The following is a 17375-nucleotide window of genomic DNA, read 5'->3' on the forward strand; positions in this document are numbered from 1 at the left end:
GAACGATTCTTCCCCCCACGCCCCGCGGTTGCTTGGTGCCTTTGCGGTTATCCGTTGAAGGCGAACCGGGTCTGCAGGCGTTCGGCGGTGCGGTCCGGGTTCAGCAGCAGGACGCAGATGACACCCACGACGACCAGGTAGATCCCGATCATGGAGAATGACGAGTTCATGCCCTGGGCCAGCAACGAGGCCATTTCCGCGCTGTCGCGCACGCCCTTGGGGCCCGGAATGTATCCGGCGCGGTCCATGAGCGATCCGACCATGGCCGGGGCAATGACGCCGCCGACCGAGGCCAGCCCGGTCAGCGTGGCCATGATGGCCGCGCGCTGCTTGGAGGCGACACAGAACGCGATGGCGGTGGGGGCCAGCGGGTAGATCATCGCCAATCCGGCGCCAAGAGTCAGCGCCGTCACCGCTGCGTAGCCGTGCAGGTGCGGCAGCACGGTGAAGCAGATGCCCGAGACCAGCAGCGAAGCGCCGAACAGGGCGCCCATGGCCCAGCGCACCGTGACGCCGCGGCGCATCAGGTACCGCGAGGTGTATCCCAGCACCAGCAGCGCCAGGGCCCCGATGACCCACGGGAAGGTCGAGACCAGCCCGATCATCTCGGGCGAGAGGGCAACCACCGAGCCGAGGTACTTCGGCGACCATGTGGTCAGGAAGCCCTGGGCCCAGAAGCAGCCGGCGCCGGCCAGGACGGCAGCAATGAACATTCTCGAGCCCAGCACCCGGCGGATGGGCACCAGCTTGAGGAGGTCGGCACGTTCGGTGATGCTTGCGCCCGGCTTTGCGACGGCCGGCTGCTCCCGGGGCACCGCGGCCTCCGGGACCTTCGCCGGTTCCGCCTCGGTGGCGGCCTTCTTCCCGGTGATGTGGCTGTAGGGTCCGTCCCGCCCCACGAGGAACCAGACGACGCTCCAGAGCAGGCCCACTATGCCCAGGAACCCGAAGGCCCAACGCCAGCCGAGTGCCGGGTGCGCGATGATGCCGGCCAGGATGGGGGCCGCGATGATGGGTCCGAGCGTGGAGCCAATGGCAATGATGCTGGAGGGGAAGCCGCGCTCCTTGGCCGGGAACCAGCCGTGGACGTGCTGCAGGGAAATGGGGGTTGCCGGGCCCTCGGCCCCGCCGAGCAGGATGCGGGTGACCAGGAGGACCGCCGCGCCGCCCCCGAACAGCATCGGGAACTGCAGCACGGCCCAGCTGATGCCCATGGTCAGCAGGATCCAGCGGGTGGAGACCTTGCCGGCCAGGAAGCCCACGGCCACCGCTGCGATGGCGAAGAGGAAGAAGAATGCGCTGCCGATGAGTCCGAACTGGCCCGCGGTGAGGCCCAGTTCCTTGATGGCCGAGTCGGCGACGAGGCCCAGCACCGCCTTGTCGGCGAAGTTGATGATTTGGAAGACGACCAGCAAGGACGTGACAATCCATGCCCGGCGATTCATTTTCCCGTATTTGACGGCCGCACGAAGGGTGTGCGGCTGGACGTGCTCCGAGGTGCTCATGCGCCTGCTCCGATGATTTCCAGTCCTGCGGTTTCAACACTATTGGTTCCGGGATCCCGGGGGAAGAAGACGTCGTTGTCTTCGGCAATGTGCACGGTGCCGGCGAAGTCCCGGCGGACCGCCTCGCCCATGGCCACCAGGTCGGCGGTGCCCGGGGTGTTGGGCACGATGTGGTGGAGCACCAGGGTCTTGACACCGGCCGCGGCGGCGACCTTGCCGACCTCGGCGAAGGGGGTGTGCGATTCGCGCAGGTGGACCTCGATCCCCTCGCGGGTGGGACCGTCGGGGAAGGTCGCCAGGATGGAGGGCAGGTCGATGACCTCGTGCAGCAGCAGGTCCGCGCCGCGGGCGAGCCTGATGCAGTTTTCCGAGTAGGCGGTGTCCCCGGAGATGACCACCGAGGCGTGGCGCGAGTCGATGCGGAAGCCGAAGGCCGGGAAGCACAGGCGGTGGTCGACCAGGATCGCGGAGATGACCACCAGCTCGTCGCGGTATACCTCGAACGGTTCCATCACCGGGTGCCGGTTGGCCACCGGGTCGGCGCCCGCGGCCGCGGGGATCTCGATGTCGTGTCCGCGCACCCATTCGTGCGGCTCTCCGCGGCCCTCGTCGGCCATGCGGATGGCGATGTCCGAAGCGAAGACAGTGTCGAGCAATGCGTCAACGATCTGCGTGGTTGAGGTCATTTCGCGATTGCCCACGCGGGCGTCGATGTCCCGCGCATGCTCTTCATCGAGGGCCGGGATGCGGGCTGGCTTTCCGGGGCCGAAGACCTCGATGGGTGCCGCGAAGGACTCCCCCGGCACCTGCCAGCCGGTGACCAGGAAGGAACCCAGGTCGTAGATGTGGTCGGAGTGGTGGTGGGTGAGGAAGATGCCGCGCAACTGGCCCCATTCGCAATGCGAGCGGTAGTTGCGGATGCTGCCCATGCCGCAGTCGAAGACGTAGGTGGCATCGTCGACCCGGACCGCGGTGCTGGTGCCGGCCCGGGAACTTGAGACGATCGGTCCACCTCCCGTCCCCAAGGTGTGCACACTCATGCCGCTGAAATTTTTTGTACTCACGCTGGCGCCTCGCTTCGTTGGGAAGGGCTGTCGGTTCTTGGCCCGGTCTGTGGTTGGTTCTAGTACGCCGCGGCAATTTGACCTTGCAGCGGTGCACGCCCCCAAGCGTGATCCACATCATATGCACTAGAACTGGCGATCGCAATACCTATTGCATATGGCCATGGTTTTCTGCCATGCTGGGTCGACCAAGGAAACATGCGACAAGGAGCTGCAATGGAAATCCAACAGGGCCAGGAAATCGTTCTCGGCGATCTGCCCAAGGGCATCACCCTCGCCAGCGAGGCCATGGGCAACAAGACCTGGAACGTGCTGGGGCACACCTATCTATCCAAGGTGGAAAGCTCTTCGTCCTTCGCCTGGCTGTCCCTTGACCCGGCCGGCACCGGCGTTCCCCCGCACGTGCACCCCACGCAGGACGAGCACATCTACATCATGGAGGGCGTGTACACGCTCTACCTCGACGGCGAGTGGACCACCGCGGGCCCGGGCGACACCGTGCGCATGCCCATGGGGCTGCCGCATGCCTATTACAACAAGCACGAAACCCCCGGCAAGTCCCTCTTCTGGGTCAGCCCGGCGGGCCAGCTCTCCACCCTCTTCGACGAGCTGCACAATCTCACCGATCCCGAGGAAGTCGTCCGCCTCTCGGCCCTGCGCGACGTCAACTTCCTGCCGCCGGGAGCCGTTCCGGGCGCCTAGGCGTCCGCTACAGTCGAGGGCAGTGCGGAACCCGCACTGCCCTCCCATCGTTTGCGCCAAGGAGTACATGACATGACCAGCACGCCCCCGCTATCCGGGATCCTGTCCTACGGCCCCGACGAGGCCCAGCACCTTGTGCTTTCACGGCCCGAGCCCGGAACCCGGCCACTCGGCATCGCAGTCCTCATCCACGGGGGTTATTGGCGCTCACATCTCTTCGCCTCGCTGATGGACCCACTGGCCGCTTCGCTGCGGGCCGAAGGCTGGATCACGGCCAACGTGGAATACCGCCGCGGCGCCACCGGCCGGTGGCCGGCCCCGCTGGAGGACACCACGGAAGCGCTGGAACGCATCGCCGTGTTGAAGCAGGCCGAGGGCATCGGCGGCCCGTTGCTCACGGTCGGCCATTCGGTGGGCGGGCAACTGGCGCTGCTCACGGCCCGACTCGCGGATGGGGTTGTGGCCCTGGCACCGGTCACCGATGCGGAACGGACCTATTTGGAGAACCTGGGAGACAACGCGGCGGCCGAATATTTCGGGGCCACCCCGGACCAGGCCCCCGAGATCTACCGCTCCGCCTCGCCGGTGCACCAGCCGCTTGGCACCACGCCAACGGTGATCCTGCATGGGGCAAATGACGACCGCGTGCCGATCGTACATTCGAACGCGTTCATGGCCGCCGCGGGGTCACAGGGTTCCCCGGTGGAGCTACGCGAATTCAGGACCCTGGGCCACCTCGAAGCCATTGACCCGCTGGCCGTTCACTGGGCCGGGGCGCTGTCCTGGATGGCCGAGGCATCGGGCCCCACGCCCCGAGCGGCCAAGAGCGAATATGCGTAGGACTTCGCGATAGGGGCCAGCAGCGCATCGATGGCCCAGAACGTGTGTTTGGCAGCGGGCGCCTTCCAACCCTCGGGAAGGAATTCCAAGGGCAGGTTGGGGTCCCGGTAGGGGAAGCGCCGCCACAGCGTTAGCAAGGGCACGTAGAAGGCAAAGGCCTCCCTGGCCAAGCCGGCGGCGGGATCGCCGCCGGTGCCGGCTTCGAGCCGCGCAGACCATTCCTCCTTGGCCGCTCCGTAAAGCCCAAGGAAATCGCGGTACTGCTCGTCCAGCTCCTGCAGGTCCCACCATTGGGGCACCTTCGCCTTGATGTCCTGCTGGCTCAGGTAGTCTGCGCTGAAGTATTCGACGTATTGGTCAAGTCCCCGGTCCTTCAGCCGCCGCATTGCCTGCGGCAGGACGTTGCTTGGTGCGATGGCAACTCCCGCGCCCACCGCGCCGAAGCCGAGGCTGTTCAGTTCGGTCCGCAGCTCATAGCGGCGGTTGCGTTCGGCTTCCGGCACGGAAAAGATGACCAACGACCAAGGGTCGTTGGGGTGCGAGCGTTCCGGGGCGTAAATCCGCTGGTCGCCCTCGTCGAAGGCATCGAGAACGTCCGCTGAGAGGCGGTAGCTGGCCGTGTTGCCGTCCCGGCGGCTCACGAGCACGCCGTTGCGCTTGAGCCGGGATACCGTCGAGCGCACAGCGGGCGGCTCGATACCCAGGGCGCCGAGCATGTCGACCAACACAGCCACCGGAAAGGTGCCCCCCGTCGATCGGCCATAGAGCCCATAGAGAGTGACGATCAGCTGCTGGTGCTGCAGCTTCGACTGCCGTGTTTCCATGCCGGTGCGAACCCGCTTCTCGTAAAGTACCTCGTTGCCATACCCATCCTAGACACACCGCGGGACAGCGCCCGGCCACGCGGGGACGGCCAAGGGATTTCACCGTCCCGACAGGCGGCTTTCGGGACGATCACCGGTTCCCTATCCCCACGGACAGGTATTTTAGGTAGCTTTGGGGAATCGGGTATTCGCACGCGAAACCAGCCCAGCGCCGAATCGAGGAGGAGACCATGCAGGCACCACGCCCCACGCCTCCATCCGCGCGGTTCATTCCCGCGGTCCAGTCGGTCACCGAGCGCTCAGGGGTCACCGTTGAGGTCCGGCACCACAACCAGATCCTTTTTTGGGCAGTGGTTCGCACCACCGCGTTCCAGGTTGTCGGGCAACGGTGCGGAGTCTTGCCCGTCCATGAATCAGGGCAGCGGCTCGGCGTATTGGTAACGCATCTCGACAAGGCCATTCGCGCGGTGCGCCGCAATGCGTCCGAACCCGTGTATTGTGACAACGCGTTGCTGAACGGACATATTCGACTTCCCGAGGCATTGGCGCAGCTGGGGTTCATGGTTTCGGAGCAGTTCCGTCCACTGGCCGGAGCGAAGGCGGCCACGGCCCTGCTTCAGGAACGCATCGAGGACTACTACTCCGAGTTGACGATCACCACCGACGCCTCACGCAGTTGGCACAGCCCGTTGATGGGCCATGGCTGGATCCTGGATTACGGCCGCGGCACGCCACCCATGATCAACGCCTTCGCCGCCACGGGTAAGGAAATCCTGCAGGGCGAACTCAATTCCATCCATTACGCCCTGCTGGATGCCAGCAGGTACCGTGACGACTTGTTCGCCGGATCGGTTCGCTTTCGCATCCGTTCGGATTCGCTCATGGCCATTGACCTGCTCCACAATCCCCAAAGCCACGCCCGCGCGAAGTCCACTGAGGCGAGGACGATCGTGCACAAAATCCATGAGCTGCTCTCGCGTTCCAAGGTCAGCTATGACTGGGTCAAGGCGCATTCGGGTGATCCCATGAACGAACTTGCCGACAGATTGGCGCTGGTGGCCAGGCGATGTTCTGCGGCGAACATTTCCTCCGTTGAGCGGCAACGCCTGCTGTTGCAGATCGCCGATGAAGGGGTCGACCTTGGCAAGGTGATGCCCTTGCGCACCGGGAGGTTCTTCCAGGTCCAATAGCCGGGCCTCACCCGATTGTTTAGCGCCAGCGCAGGCGGGTGTCGGAATCGCTGCTCTTGCAGGTATAGCTCTTCCCGGTATTCTTGCCAAGTCCCCTAGTGCCTTCGTCGTCCTGTGCACAGTATGCCCCGGGTGATACCTGCTTGGGATTGGGCGCCGTGGTCGAGGGCTTCTTCGCTGGTGCCGCACTGGTCCCAGGCGCGACGGTTGGCGCCTTGGCAAGCGGTTTGAGCGGGGTCGCCGCGGCGGCCTGTTGCTTCGGGCAGGTTGAGAGCACGCGCTCCATGGCGTTCTTTTCGGACGCGGTCACAGACAGCATGTACTTCTTCTTGACGCTGATCTGCGTTGCCACGTACCGACAGCGGAAAGACTTGTTGGCCGGCAACCACTCTGCGGCATTGGCATCGCCCTTGGAACGATTGGCCGATGCTTGCGAGGCCATGAGGTTCAACGGATCGTTGGCGAGACCCTGGCGTTGGTCCTGGGACAGCTGTACACCGCCTGACACCCATGCGTTCTTCAACGCCACCACGTGGTCGATGTCAACGGACCCGCTGTTCACCTTCCACTTAATGGTGGTCCCGGTGTACACGTCAGCCAACGTGCCGGAGGCGAGTTGGCATTTCTTCGCGTCCTTGAACTTTACAGACGACAAGTCGCGCTTGAGCGTGTCCTGGCGCTCGTCGCATTTGTTCCCGTTGAAGTCCTTCCAGCCATTGCCGAACATCTGGTTCCGGTCGTAGCCGGTTGCCGGCGCCTTGCCCTTGACCGGCAAGGTGTTCAGCACCGACACCGCGGGTGGGCCATCAAGTTTGGCACCGGGAGTGACCTTCGCGCCGTCGACAGACGCCGAGGTGTTGCTGGTCCCCAAGGTGGTGACATCAGTGGCTTGATCATTGCCAACAAGGGTGCCGAAATTCGCCACCAAGGCACCGGTCAGGATCAGGATGGAGACAATAATGCTTATCAGGTGCTTCAAAACGCTCTTTCAGGATGAATCAACAACGCACAACGCCGAAGGTACATATAAACACCCGTGGCCCACAGTTTGCCTGCGGGCCACTCACGTCACATCCATGACCCTGAGCCATTTCGGGCCTGAATCGCGATGGGCGGTCAGGATGTTGCATACCTGTCTAGCGCCAGCGCAGGCGGGGGTCGGAACCGGTCTTGCAAGTGTAGATCTTGCCGTTCTTCTTGCCGATACCCGTCTTGCCCTTGTCGGCCTTGGCGCAGAAGGCACCCGGTGAGACCTTTTTGGGCGCGGCCGTCGACCACGCCTTCTTGATGACCAGGGTTTGTGTCTTGGACGTCGAGAGCTTCTTCGTGCCGACCTTGTAGTTCACCTTTGTCGTCACCTTATAGGTTCCGGCCTTCAGCGCGACCGACGCCTTGTTCTTGGCAACGGTCTTTTTGCCCTGCTTCACCGTCAAGGTCTTCGAAGTGACCTTCACGCCTCGGGCTGCCTTGACCGACGGCTTGATGGTGGCCTTGTTCGACCCCTTGACCGTCTTATTGGCGATCGTGTTGATCGTGATTGCCGGCGCCTTCTTGGCGGCAACGACAGCGACCGTCTGGGCCGGTGTCACAGGCGCGGCTGCTGCCACCGCAGCCCCGGAAAACGCGATCGAAGCAGCAGCAGCCAAGGCGGTGAGTGTACGAGCAAATGCTTTCATGTGTCCCCCATTGTCCGAATGGCGCCCCTGGCCATCCACATCATGCATGTTCAACTCCCCATCAAACCATAGACCAGGACACAACCCACGGAATCTCACGCGGTTGGCCACCAATTGGCGGGCTGAGCACAGGGCCCCCGACATAGCCGATGTCTCGGTCGCACCCGTTCACAACGATGGACACGGGCAGGTCGTTTCATCTTTGCGGGATTGGACCCGGGAAGGCGTTCCTGGCTGCGGTTCGATCAGAGTCAGGGAACAAGGCTGCAGACGAACCAATCCTGGCGTGGCATAGTGAGTCGCAGCCGAACTGGAAGGCAGCCCCGTGTCGTATCAATTCCAAGTAACTTTTGATTGCCGTGACCTCGAAACGATGACGCATTTTTGGGCGACGGCCCTCAACTACAGCCTGCAGGAGCCTCCCGAAGGATTCTCGAGCTGGGCGGATTTCGCCGTGGACCAAGGAATCCCGGAATCCCAATGGCGCGGCGCGGTCACCGACCCCGAAGGCAAGGGACCTCGGCTGTACTTCCAGCCGGTGCCCGAAGGAAAGACGGCAAAAAACCGGGTGCACTTGGACATCAATGTCAGCGAGGGGGCCGCGACACCAGAGGAAGGGCGCGCGGGAGCCCAAGCCCACGCTGATCGCTGCGTCAAAGCCGGCGCAACGGTCACCGGCGTGTTCGAAGGAAACAACGACTGGCACATTGTGATGGCCGACCCGGAAGGCAACGAGTTCTGCATCCAGTGACCGTGGCGGCTCAAGGCGGCATCCTTGACCAGCTCACACTAAGAACGTAGCCATGGAGATTCCGGCCCGTTTCGCTCCGCACAGCCCCGGCAATCCACCTTGCAGGGCGTGAGGTTCCTCTTGGCGTTCCTTCACGCCGTCCGGTTGAGGGCAAAGGACACCGCAGTTCAGACTAATCATCATTTCACTATCTTGACGCACGTCGACGAACTGATATGCTTCTTTCCATGGCCTGCCCACACGCACAGACGCCCGAGGGTGCACGCGAAATCGAAGACACCGTCCGTACCGACTTCAGCAACACCATGTCGTACGGAAGCTACTTGGACCTGGGGCGCCTGCTCTCGGCACAGCACCCCGTCAGTGTCCCTGAGCACCACGATGAGATGCTGTTCATCATCCAGCACCAGACCAGCGAGCTGTGGCTCAAGCTGATGCTGCACGAGCTGGTTGAGTCACGTCGCCTGATGGACAGCGACGAAATCGGCAAGTCGCTGAAATGCCTCGCCCGCGTCAAGCACATCCAGAAGACGCTGACCGAACAATGGGCAGTTCTGGCCACACTCACCCCGCGCGAGTACGCACAGTTCCGCGGCTCACTCGGCTCGTCCTCCGGTTTTCAGTCCTACCAATATCGTGCCGTCGAGTTCATCCTGGGCAATAAGCACGAAGGCATGCTCAAGGTCTTTGAATCCGACCCCGATGCCCACCAGCTGCTATCCAAGCTCCTGCACGAACCAACCGTCTACGATTCCTTCCTCCGCGCCCTGGCCCGTTCGGGCTATGCCGTCCCCGAGGCGATCCTGGAACGCGATGTCTCCCAGCCGTGGGTCTTCCAAGAGGCACTGGTTCCCATCTACAAGGACATCTACGAATCCGACGACACCACCTGGAGCCTCTACCAGGCCTGTGAGGACCTCGTTGACCTGGAGGACAATTTCCAGGCCTGGCGCTTCCGCCACATGCGCGTCGTCCAACGCACCATCGGCTTCAAGAAGGGTACCGGCGGGTCTTCCGGCGTGGATTTTCTCAAGCGTGCACTGGATCTGACATTCTTCCCGGAGCTGTTCGCCGTCCGCACCGAGATCGGCAAGTAGCGCCCGACCATGCTGACCGAGCTCGACGACCTGGATGCCCGCACGGGCAGCACCACTTCCCTGGTCCGCACCATCGTGGGCCTGTACCTGCGCGAACTGGGCGGCTGGATTTCCTCGGCGCACCTGATCGCGCTGATGGACGCGCTGGGCACCACGCCCCAGGTGACGCGGACGGCGATCTCCCGCCTGAAGAAGAAGGGGATCCTCGAACAGCAAGCCCGGGCAGACGTCCAGGGGCTCCAACTCACTCCCACCGGTGAACGCATCCTTGCCCGGGGAGACAGGCGCATCTTCGAACCGCGCGCCATGGATCCGGCGGATCCCTGGTGCCTGCTCTCCTACTCCATCCCGGAGGCCGAACGCGAGCGCCGCCACCAACTGCGCAAGTACCTGCAGGGTATCGGCGGCGGCCTCATGGCGCCGGGACTGTGGATCTTTCCCGACTACCTGCGCGCCGAGGTCTGGGAGATCTTGCGCGTCCTGGGCCTGGAGGACCACGCGACGGTCATCGTCTCCAATCTCCTGGAGTTCACCGGGACCGCCCAGGCGTCGGCTGTTGCATGGTGGGACCTGGATGCGCTTTCGGCACTGCACCACGGCTTTCTTGACCAGAACAAGGCCGTGGCCGGCGCTGGACAGGCAAGCGCCGCCGAGAGCTTCGCCCTCTACGTGAGGGCCATTGATTCATGGCGGACCATTCCGTATCTGGATCCCGGGTTGCCGGAAAACTACCTGCCCGGGGACTGGCCAGGCCACCAAAGCGCCGAAGTCTTCCTGTGCATCCAGGCCAGCCACTCCTCCGCGGCACGCTCCCACGTCGACGCGTTGACTGCCCTCGCGTAGGGGCGGGGGCACGGAGACGGAACGGCGGCATCCGGCCGACCAATTAAATTCCATGGTCAGCACTCCCCAGCTCTTGACTATCGGAAAACACCGGAGCATCGTTGTAATCAACCGAAAGGTTGATCAAGAAAAGAGTTGAATACGTGTCCTTCGACGAGCAAGATCTCAACAGGGCATTCCTGGCCCTCGCAGACCCCACGCGCAGGCAAATCATCGCCAGGCTGTCCACCGGTCCCGCCACTGTCAACGAACTCGCCGAACCGTTCAAGATGTCCATCCAAGGCATCTCGAAGCACATTCAAGTCCTCGAGCAGGCGCATCTGGTGACTCGCACACGCGAGGCGCAACGCCGCCCGGTCCACTTGAATCCTGCACTGCTCACGGAGCTGACCGGCTGGATCGACAAATATCGGCTACTGGCCGACCAGAAGTACAACCGCTTGGACGCCGTGCTCAAAGGCCAATCCGCACGCCACGGATAAAAACACGAAAGTCCCATCATGACCAACCCACTAAACCTCAGCATCCCCGAAGGCACACCCTTCATTGATTTCACCCGGGAATTCGACTTTCCCGTCGCGGCGGTCTTCGAGGCGCACCGCGACCCCGCCCTCGTTGCCCAATGGCTCGGACCCTACGGGCTGAAAATGGAAATCGAGACCTACGACTTCCGCACCGGGGGATCCTACAAGTACACCCACTCCAACGAATCCGGGACCTACGGATTCAACGGGGTGTTCCACACCGTCCGCGAAAACGAGTTCGCCATCCAGACCTTTGAATACGACGGCCAGCCCGACGTCGTCGCCATGGACTACATGCGTTTCGAAGCATTGGAGGGCGACCGCTGCCGGCTTGTCGGGCACTCCGTCTATCCCACCGTTGAGGCTCGCGACGGCATGGCCGCCTCAGGCATGGAAGGCGGCATCACAGAGGGGTACGAGCGACTGGACACCCTGCTGTCCACCAGGTAGTGACGGGGCACCGCGGCTTGGGACGCATCACCTGATTTCCCGAGCCGCACTGCCGTCCAGTGGACCCCCGTTTCCCAGGATGGGACCTTCGCCGGGTCCGATGAAAACGGTCGTGGCCAGGCGTCTTTCTTGCCTTCACGGGACACCGGATGTCTAATACATAGTAGATCTATGTAAGGAGACATCGTGCGCATCGACAAGGACCTGGTCGCCGCATCGGCGACCCCGCTCGTGCTGGGGATCCTGGAGGGAGACGAAATGCACGGCTACGCCATCATCAAGCGCGTGAGCGAGCTTTCCGGCGGGGACATGCAGTGGACAGACGGAATGCTCTATCCGCTGCTGCACCGTTTGGAGCGGCTTGGCTACCTGCGTTCGTCCTGGGGCGTTTCGGAGGCAGGGCGCCGTCGCAAGCACTACGCCATCACCGAGACCGGTCGTGCTGCCTTGGCCGAACGGCAAGGGCAATGGACCGTCGTCGCCGAGGCGCTGCGACAAGTGTGGCATTCGGCGCAGCGCCCGCCAGCCGCGGAAACGGGATGGGCGTAATGGAGGAGCATGCAGGGCTTGAAGCCCAGATTCAGGTGTGGCGCGGCTACGTAGCCCGCCGCCGGGCCATCTCCCCCGCCGACCTCGATGAGCTCGAAGACCACCTACGCGAACAGATCGGCGAAAGGCGTGCGGGAGGACTCGACGACGACGAGGCCTTCCTGGTGGCGATCAAGCGCATGGGAAACCTCGATGCGGTCTCTCGCGAATTCGCGCGCGAACATTCGGAGCGGCTGTGGAAACAGCTCGTCCTTCTTCCGGAGGAACCCGCAGTCGCCGGAGCCCCGCCCCGGCGTGAGCTTGCCGTGGTCCTGTCCCTCGCGGTGGGGGCCGGCCTGGCGCTGAAGGCGGGACTCACCTGGCTGGGCGAAGACGCCGCCCTGCTGCGCAACCTCGGGCTGCTGGTCATCCCGTTCGTGGTCGCATACTTTGCGTGGAAGCGGCGGATTTCGGTGCGCACGGCGATCGCACTGGCCATCCCCTTCGCCATACTGGTGCTCGCGCTCAACATGTACCCGTTCGATTCGGACGGTTCCACGTGGCTACTCGCGGCGCTGCATGTCCCGGTGATCCTGTGGCTGCTGGCGGGGGTAGCCTACGTCGGCGGGCGGTGGCAGTCCGATGGCAGGCGCATGGACTTCGTGAGGTTCACCGGCGAACTTGCCATCTACTTCATCCTGTTGGCGCTCGGCGGCGGCGTGCTCATTGGGCTTACCTTCGCCGTGCTCCAGCTGGTGGGCCTTGACCTGGAACCGGTACTGGAAAGCTGGATCCTGCCGTTCGCCGTTCCGGGGGCCTTGGTGGTAGCCGCCTGGCTGGTTGAGGCCAAGCAGGACGTCATCGAGAACATCGCACCTGTCCTGACGCGCGTCTTCACGCCCCTGACGATTGCGATGCTGCTGGCCATGCTCATCGTACTCACGACCGCCGGCAGACTGGTCGACGTCGACCGCGGCCTGCTCATCCTCATGGACGCGATCCTGGTGCTGGTGCTGTGCCTCTTGCTCTACGCGTTGTCCGCCCGCGACCCGCTGGCCCCGCCGGGGTTCTTCGATGCGCTGCAGCTGATCCTCGTCGCGGTGGCCCTGGCCGTGGATGCAGTGATGCTGACTGCGATGCTGGCCAGGATCGCTGAGTTCGGCTTCAGCCCCAACAAGGTCGCCGCGCTCGGCCTGAACCTGCTTCTGCTGGTGCACCTGGTGCGGGCCGCTTGGCTGTCCGCCGGATTCCTGCGCGGCAGGCGTCCGTTCGCGGCGCTCGAGCGCTGGCAGACCCGCTATCTGCCGGTTTACGGTGCGTGGGCAGCTGTGGTGGTACTGGTATTTCCGCCGGTGTTCGCCTTCACCTGAGTCCGCGCACCGGAACCTGGGACTTTCAGGCGGAAACGCAAAAGAACTGCTCCGCAGCCACTTGGGGGTTGACTGCGGAACAGCTCTCCTGGCCGTTCGTCCGCTCTCGCGAGGGACCGGTTTACTTGGTTGGCAAGTCCAGCGACTGTCCAACAAAAATGAGGTCGGCGCTGGGCGCGACGTCCTGGTTCAGGGCGTGCAGGTCCTGCCAGCTGCTCAGGCCCTGGGACTGGGCGATCTTGAACATGGTGTCCCCGGCCTTGACGGTGTAGTTCTCGCCCGAGTCCTTGACGTTGACGCTGATTGCCGGTGCCTTGGCCACCGGGGCAGCTGCGCGCTTGCCGCTGGAGGCGTAGCTCTTGGCGGGAACCGACTTGGTCTTGTAGGACTTGGTGGAAGAGGTCTTGTAGCTCGACTCGCTCGACTTCTTCACGGTTTCCTTCTTCGGAGCAGACTCGTAGGTCTTGGCTACCGAGCCCTTTCCGCCGGAAAGTCCAAGCTTGGCCGAGCATGCGGGCCATGCGCCCCAACCCTGGCTGGCCTTGACGCGTTCGGCAACGCGGATCTGCTCGGACTTCGAAGCGTTGTTCGCGCTTCCACTGCCGCCAAAGGCGCTCCAGGTCGAGCTGGAGAACTGCAGCCCGCCCTTGTAGCCATTGCCGGTGTTGATGGACCAGTCTCCGCCGGACTCGCACTGTGCCAGTGCGTCCCAGGTGCTGGTGCTGGCTGCCGAGGCAGGTGCCACCGACATTGCCATGGCTCCCCCGGCCAAAGCGAGTGCGGCAACAGAAGCTGCGCCGCGGCGAATGTTTTTGCTCTTGGAATTCTGCTGGATCATGTTTCTCCAGTGCCATCCTCCGCATAGGTCGTCCAGGACCATCATGGCGGCGTTGTCCGGCGTCGCAATCGACGATTCGAGTGGCTACCGCCGCAATGGACAACGCACAGATATCCGGCGGTAGTTGAGACGTCTTCCGTAACCTGATGTTATAGAAACGTTACTCAACGACGGTACGGCACCACCCCGGGGCCACGTCAAGCCGTGAGTCCTTCAGGGAGCCATTCGACCTAGTCAGAGCGCCAAAAAAAGTTAATCACACGCGACAAAACGCCCCGGAGACCGAGATGGACTCCGGGGCGCTGTTACCAAAACGATATTATTTGGGGCTGACTAGTGAAGACTCGAGAACACTGGGAAGTGCCCTGATGCCTTCCAAAACCCAGCTGTGGGGATGCTGCTCGAGTTCTTCACGGCCAAGCGCCCCGGTGAGGACGCCCAGCCCGTGCACCCCGGCGTTGCATGCCGCCAGGAGGTCGACTACCGTGTCACCGCCGGCCACGACGCGGCGCACATCGTGCACGCCGGTGACTTCCATGACCCGGTGGATCATGTACGGCGCGGGCCTGCCCGCGGCGACTTCGTCGCTGGTGACCACGGCATCGAGCATCTGGCCTTCGCCAATCCCCCAGCCCAGGGTTTCGAGGATCGGGCCCGCGACATCCCGCGAGAACCCAGTGGTCAGGCCAACCTTGATCCCCCGGCCCTTGAGCTCGCACAGGGCTTCCTCCACGCCGGGAAGGGCTACCGGCGGGTTGGCCGCGTAGCGCTCCGCCAAAAGGGCGCGGAAGTGGTCGAACTGCCGGGCAACCAGCCCGGGGTCAGCCGTGACACCCCCGAGTTCCATCAATGCGGCAATGGCCTCGGTCTTGTCGGCGCCCATCCAGGTTTGCAGGTCGGCGGCATCGACGCTGGCTCCGGTATCCGTGACCGAATCCTCCAGGGCGCGGTAGACGATCCCATGCTCATCAACGGTGGTTCCGGCCATATCCAAGACGACAAGTTCAATCATTGTTTCCATCCTTTGGTTGGTCTATCAGTTATCAGGCGACCAGCGGGACGCGCACCAAAGCCGCCCTGGACGCCCGGGTGTTTTCGATGACGAAGTTCGCAAGATGCGGAAGGTACCGGTCATCCGAGCATTCAAGGATGCGTCCGTCCTCGGCGTAGGTCAGCCGATGCTCGCGCAACAGCGGCGATCCGGCGGCCACTCCCAGCAGGGAGGCATCCATCTCATCGGCACCGACGGCATCAATGACATGCCGGCCCCTGCTCAGGTCCACGCCCCGGGATGTCAGGTAGCCGAAGATCGAGCCGCTGTCGGTGTCGAAGTCAAAGAGTGCGTTGCCGACATCGGCGACGAAGTTGCTGCGTTCCACCATGGTCGGATTCCCGTCAAGCGAGCGCAGGCGCAACACCTGGATGACAGGATCTCCCGGTTGAAGGAGCATTTTTCCCGCAAGGTCTTCTCCCGCCGGGCGCCGTGCGATCTCCAGCGTCCGCTGTCCCGGTTCCCGGCCCAGTGAATGGGCCCACTCGGTAAAGGACATGAAGGTGGCAAACGATTGGGAAGGCACCGGGTGGGCGACCACCGGGGGCTTACCGCGACCCCCGGTGATCAGGCCCTCGCTACGCAGGCTCGCCAGCGCCTGGCGGACGGTTCCACGGGAAACACCGTTCTGCGCACAGAGCTCCGCCTCGCTGGGCAGTGGCTTGCCTTCTTTCCAGTCGCCGGAGGAGATCCGTTCACGGAACAAATCGCTGAGACGCTGGTGGATGGGTTCTTCGGAAGTTGACTGCACGTACTTGATCATACAAGTGGAACAGGCGGCATCCCGGGAACCTTGGTGAACTACAAATGAACAGGTCATGAAGGGGCTGGTGGCCAGATGAACCGTTGGTGAACTTGTCTGGACAAGTCCCGTTCTGGCTTGAAAACAGGACTTGGGACCGGCAAATATCAATGCCGTGAACATCTTCGAAACGAAATCCGGGGCCACCGCAGAACCGGTGGCAAGCACCGACGTCCTGGTGGTCGGCGCAGGCATCATCGGCCTGGCCCATGCCGCGCTCGCCCAGCAAGCCGGCCTGAGCGTCACCGTCATCGAACGCGACCACCGTGCGGTGGGCGCATCGGTGCGAAACTTCGGCCATGCCTGCATCACCGCCCAACACGGCGACCTCTACGACCTTGCCCAGGCCGGCCGGAGTCACTGGCTCGATTTCTCGGCCAAGGCCGGGTTCTGGGCCATCGAAGCCGGGGCCCTGGTGGTTGCCGCCACCGAGACCGAGCTCCAGCTGCTGCGCGAATTCTCCGAGTCCCGCCCCGAGGGCCAGGTGAGCGTGCTGGGCGCCGAGGAAGTCCGGGCCAAGCTCGGCCGCGAGAACACCGACGGCATCCGCGGCGGCGCATTCCTCGCCGATGACCTGCGGGTTGACCCGCGCAGCACGGTGGGCACACTGGCGGGCTGGCTCCACGAACAAGAAGGGGCAGCGGTGCACTTCAACACCGCTGCCCTGGGGTTCGGGCAGGGTTCCGAACGCCGGGCCCGCGTCAACACCAGCCGCGGCGACTTCGAGGCCGACCAGGTGTACATCTGTGTCGGCCACGACGTGGACTACCTGTTCCCCCAAATCGCGGCCGAGCACCGCATCGAGCGGTGCGCGCTGCAGATGACGGCCGCCGGCGCGCCGGAAAGCACCACCATCGTCCCTGCCGTGCTCACCGCGACCTCCATGCTGCGCTACGACGCGTTCACGCACATGCCCTCGGCGAGCGCACTGCGCGTCGAGGTCGCCGAGGCGCACCCCGACCTGCTGGGGATCGGCGCCAACGTGATGTTCACCCAGCGTCCGGACGGAACCTTGCTGCTCGGGGACTCGCACTCCTATGACCTGACCCAGGATCCGTTCCTCGATGAATCCACGTCCGGGATCCTGCTGCGGGCCGCGGCGAAGGTGCTGGATGTGGAGTCGTTCGCCACCACCGAACGCTGGCAGGGCATCTACGCCTCCTCCGAAGTTTCCCCTGTTCTGGTCCGCGACATCGGCGAGGCCATCACCCTGGTTTCCGTGACCAGCGGCATCGGCATGACCATCTCCTTCGGCCTGGCCGAGGCAAACCTCACCGCACGTCCCCTCCCCCGGCCCACCGCCGCCCTCACTCGCTAAGG

The 17375-nt window shown here is 63.8% G+C and carries 19 protein-coding genes; 11 read left to right on the forward strand and 8 right to left on the reverse strand.

Annotated features, from left to right (window positions below; translation table 11 throughout):
- Window positions 1-47: 47 nt before the first annotated feature.
- Together OIU93_RS02005 and OIU93_RS02010 are read right to left on the reverse strand one after the other, a co-directional pair.
- Entirely contained in the window at window positions 48-1505 is a 1458-nt protein-coding gene (locus OIU93_RS02005) for an MFS transporter (RefSeq protein ID WP_264268374.1), read from the reverse strand.
- Window positions 1502-2569, reverse strand: coding sequence for an MBL fold metallo-hydrolase (locus OIU93_RS02010; RefSeq protein ID WP_264268375.1), 1068 nt, complete (start codon window positions 2567-2569; stop codon window positions 1502-1504). The genes OIU93_RS02005 and OIU93_RS02010 overlap by 4 nt, the downstream gene beginning before the upstream one ends.
- A gap of 216 nt (window positions 2570-2785) precedes the next feature.
- Between OIU93_RS02010 and OIU93_RS02015 the strand changes: the two genes are divergently transcribed.
- Entirely contained in the window at window positions 2786-3271 is a 486-nt protein-coding gene (locus OIU93_RS02015; protein WP_264268376.1) for a cupin domain-containing protein, read from the forward strand.
- Between the two features lie 72 nt (window positions 3272-3343).
- Entirely contained in the window at window positions 3344-4111 is a 768-nt protein-coding gene (locus tag OIU93_RS02020) for a S9 family peptidase (RefSeq protein WP_264268377.1), read from the forward strand.
- On the opposite strand, the gene OIU93_RS02025 is transcribed toward OIU93_RS02020, so the two are convergent.
- Complete coding sequence (locus tag OIU93_RS02025; RefSeq protein WP_264268378.1) at window positions 4033-4935, reverse strand: PaaX family transcriptional regulator C-terminal domain-containing protein; 903 nt, start codon at window positions 4933-4935, stop codon at window positions 4033-4035. The two genes, OIU93_RS02020 and OIU93_RS02025, sit on opposite strands and share 79 nt — an antisense overlap.
- A 230-nt stretch (window positions 4936-5165) precedes the next feature.
- Here OIU93_RS02025 and OIU93_RS02030 point away from each other — a divergent pair, with 230 nt between their 5' ends.
- A complete protein-coding gene (locus tag OIU93_RS02030) occupies window positions 5166-6125 on the forward strand; it encodes a ribonuclease HI (protein ID WP_264268379.1) in 960 nt (319 codons plus the stop codon).
- 19 nt (window positions 6126-6144) lie between these two features.
- Here OIU93_RS02030 and OIU93_RS02035 read toward each other — a convergent pair whose 3' ends face one another.
- Together OIU93_RS02035 and OIU93_RS02040 are read right to left on the reverse strand one after the other, a co-directional pair.
- Window positions 6145-7050 (reverse strand): HNH endonuclease family protein, encoded by a 906-nt coding sequence (locus tag OIU93_RS02035; protein WP_264268380.1) that lies wholly within the window; start codon window positions 7048-7050, stop codon window positions 6145-6147.
- Between the two features lie 211 nt (window positions 7051-7261).
- Complete coding sequence (locus OIU93_RS02040) at window positions 7262-7849, reverse strand: hypothetical protein (protein ID WP_264268381.1); 588 nt, start codon at window positions 7847-7849, stop codon at window positions 7262-7264.
- 277 nt (window positions 7850-8126) lie between these two features.
- Between OIU93_RS02040 and OIU93_RS02045 the strand changes: the two genes are divergently transcribed.
- The 7 genes from OIU93_RS02045 to OIU93_RS02075 all read left to right on the forward strand — a co-directional run bounded on the left by OIU93_RS02045 (window position 8127) and on the right by OIU93_RS02075 (window position 13364).
- Window positions 8127-8552 (forward strand): VOC family protein, encoded by a 426-nt coding sequence (locus OIU93_RS02045; protein ID WP_264268382.1) that lies wholly within the window; start codon window positions 8127-8129, stop codon window positions 8550-8552.
- A gap of 227 nt (window positions 8553-8779) precedes the next feature.
- The gene (gene kynA, locus OIU93_RS02050; protein ID WP_264268383.1) at window positions 8780-9649 is read left to right on the forward strand and encodes a tryptophan 2,3-dioxygenase; all 870 of its coding nucleotides are present in this window, start codon (window positions 8780-8782) and stop codon (window positions 9647-9649) included.
- Window positions 9650-9658: 9 nt separating this feature from the next.
- Window positions 9659-10492, forward strand: a complete 834-nt coding sequence (locus tag OIU93_RS02055) for a PaaX family transcriptional regulator C-terminal domain-containing protein (protein ID WP_264268384.1) — start codon at window positions 9659-9661, stop codon at window positions 10490-10492.
- Window positions 10493-10635: 143 nt separating this feature from the next.
- Window positions 10636-10974, forward strand: a complete 339-nt coding sequence (locus tag OIU93_RS02060; RefSeq protein ID WP_264268385.1) for a helix-turn-helix transcriptional regulator — start codon at window positions 10636-10638, stop codon at window positions 10972-10974.
- An 18-nt stretch (window positions 10975-10992) separates the two neighbouring features.
- Window positions 10993-11466, forward strand: a complete 474-nt coding sequence (locus OIU93_RS02065) for an SRPBCC family protein (RefSeq protein ID WP_264268386.1) — start codon at window positions 10993-10995, stop codon at window positions 11464-11466.
- Window positions 11467-11652: 186 nt separating this feature from the next.
- Window positions 11653-12015, forward strand: coding sequence for a PadR family transcriptional regulator (locus tag OIU93_RS02070; RefSeq protein ID WP_264268387.1), 363 nt, complete (start codon window positions 11653-11655; stop codon window positions 12013-12015).
- Window positions 12015-13364 (forward strand): permease prefix domain 1-containing protein, encoded by a 1350-nt coding sequence (locus OIU93_RS02075; protein WP_372342850.1) that lies wholly within the window; start codon window positions 12015-12017, stop codon window positions 13362-13364. The genes OIU93_RS02070 and OIU93_RS02075 overlap by 1 nt, the downstream gene beginning before the upstream one ends.
- A 121-nt stretch (window positions 13365-13485) precedes the next feature.
- On the opposite strand, the gene OIU93_RS02080 is transcribed toward OIU93_RS02075, so the two are convergent.
- From OIU93_RS02080 to OIU93_RS02090, 3 genes are all read right to left on the reverse strand, one after another.
- Entirely contained in the window at window positions 13486-14202 is a 717-nt protein-coding gene (locus tag OIU93_RS02080) for a transglycosylase family protein (protein WP_310289303.1), read from the reverse strand.
- 319 nt (window positions 14203-14521) lie between these two features.
- Window positions 14522-15214 (reverse strand): phosphonatase-like hydrolase, encoded by a 693-nt coding sequence (locus OIU93_RS02085; RefSeq protein ID WP_264268389.1) that lies wholly within the window; start codon window positions 15212-15214, stop codon window positions 14522-14524.
- Window positions 15215-15245: 31 nt separating this feature from the next.
- Window positions 15246-16004 carry a GntR family transcriptional regulator gene (locus tag OIU93_RS02090; protein ID WP_264268390.1) on the reverse strand — a complete coding sequence of 253 codons (759 nt, stop codon included), beginning with the start codon at window positions 16002-16004 and terminating at the stop codon, window positions 15246-15248.
- 166 nt (window positions 16005-16170) lie between these two features.
- Here OIU93_RS02090 and OIU93_RS02095 point away from each other — a divergent pair, with 166 nt between their 5' ends.
- The gene (locus OIU93_RS02095; RefSeq protein WP_264268391.1) at window positions 16171-17373 is read left to right on the forward strand and encodes a TIGR03364 family FAD-dependent oxidoreductase; all 1203 of its coding nucleotides are present in this window, start codon (window positions 16171-16173) and stop codon (window positions 17371-17373) included.
- Window positions 17374-17375 lie beyond the last annotated feature (2 nt).

It is taken from the genome of Paeniglutamicibacter sp. ZC-3, from assembly GCF_025847175.2.
In the GTDB taxonomy this organism is placed as follows: domain Bacteria; phylum Actinomycetota; class Actinomycetes; order Actinomycetales; family Micrococcaceae; genus Paeniglutamicibacter; species Paeniglutamicibacter sulfureus.

Coding starts and splice junctions, on each gene's coding strand:
- OIU93_RS02030 (WP_264268379.1), top strand. CDS start 5,166: ATGCAGGCACCACGCCCCACGCCTCCATCCGCGCGGTTCATTCCCGCG.
- OIU93_RS02025 (WP_264268378.1), bottom strand. CDS start 4,935: ATGGAAACACGGCAGTCGAAGCTGCAGCACCAGCAGCTGATCGTCACT.
- kynA (WP_264268383.1), top strand. CDS start 8,780: ATGGCCTGCCCACACGCACAGACGCCCGAGGGTGCACGCGAAATCGAA.
- OIU93_RS02005 (WP_264268374.1), bottom strand. CDS start 1,505: ATGAGCACCTCGGAGCACGTCCAGCCGCACACCCTTCGTGCGGCCGTC.
- OIU93_RS02080 (WP_310289303.1), bottom strand. CDS start 14,202: ATGATCCAGCAGAATTCCAAGAGCAAAAACATTCGCCGCGGCGCAGCT.
- OIU93_RS02075 (WP_372342850.1), top strand. CDS start 12,015: ATGGAGGAGCATGCAGGGCTTGAAGCCCAGATTCAGGTGTGGCGCGGC.
- OIU93_RS02020 (WP_264268377.1), top strand. CDS start 3,344: ATGACCAGCACGCCCCCGCTATCCGGGATCCTGTCCTACGGCCCCGAC.
- OIU93_RS02065 (WP_264268386.1), top strand. CDS start 10,993: ATGACCAACCCACTAAACCTCAGCATCCCCGAAGGCACACCCTTCATT.
- OIU93_RS02085 (WP_264268389.1), bottom strand. CDS start 15,214: ATGATTGAACTTGTCGTCTTGGATATGGCCGGAACCACCGTTGATGAG.
- OIU93_RS02015 (WP_264268376.1), top strand. CDS start 2,786: ATGGAAATCCAACAGGGCCAGGAAATCGTTCTCGGCGATCTGCCCAAG.
- OIU93_RS02055 (WP_264268384.1), top strand. CDS start 9,659: ATGCTGACCGAGCTCGACGACCTGGATGCCCGCACGGGCAGCACCACT.
- OIU93_RS02040 (WP_264268381.1), bottom strand. CDS start 7,849: ATGCATGATGTGGATGGCCAGGGGCGCCATTCGGACAATGGGGGACAC.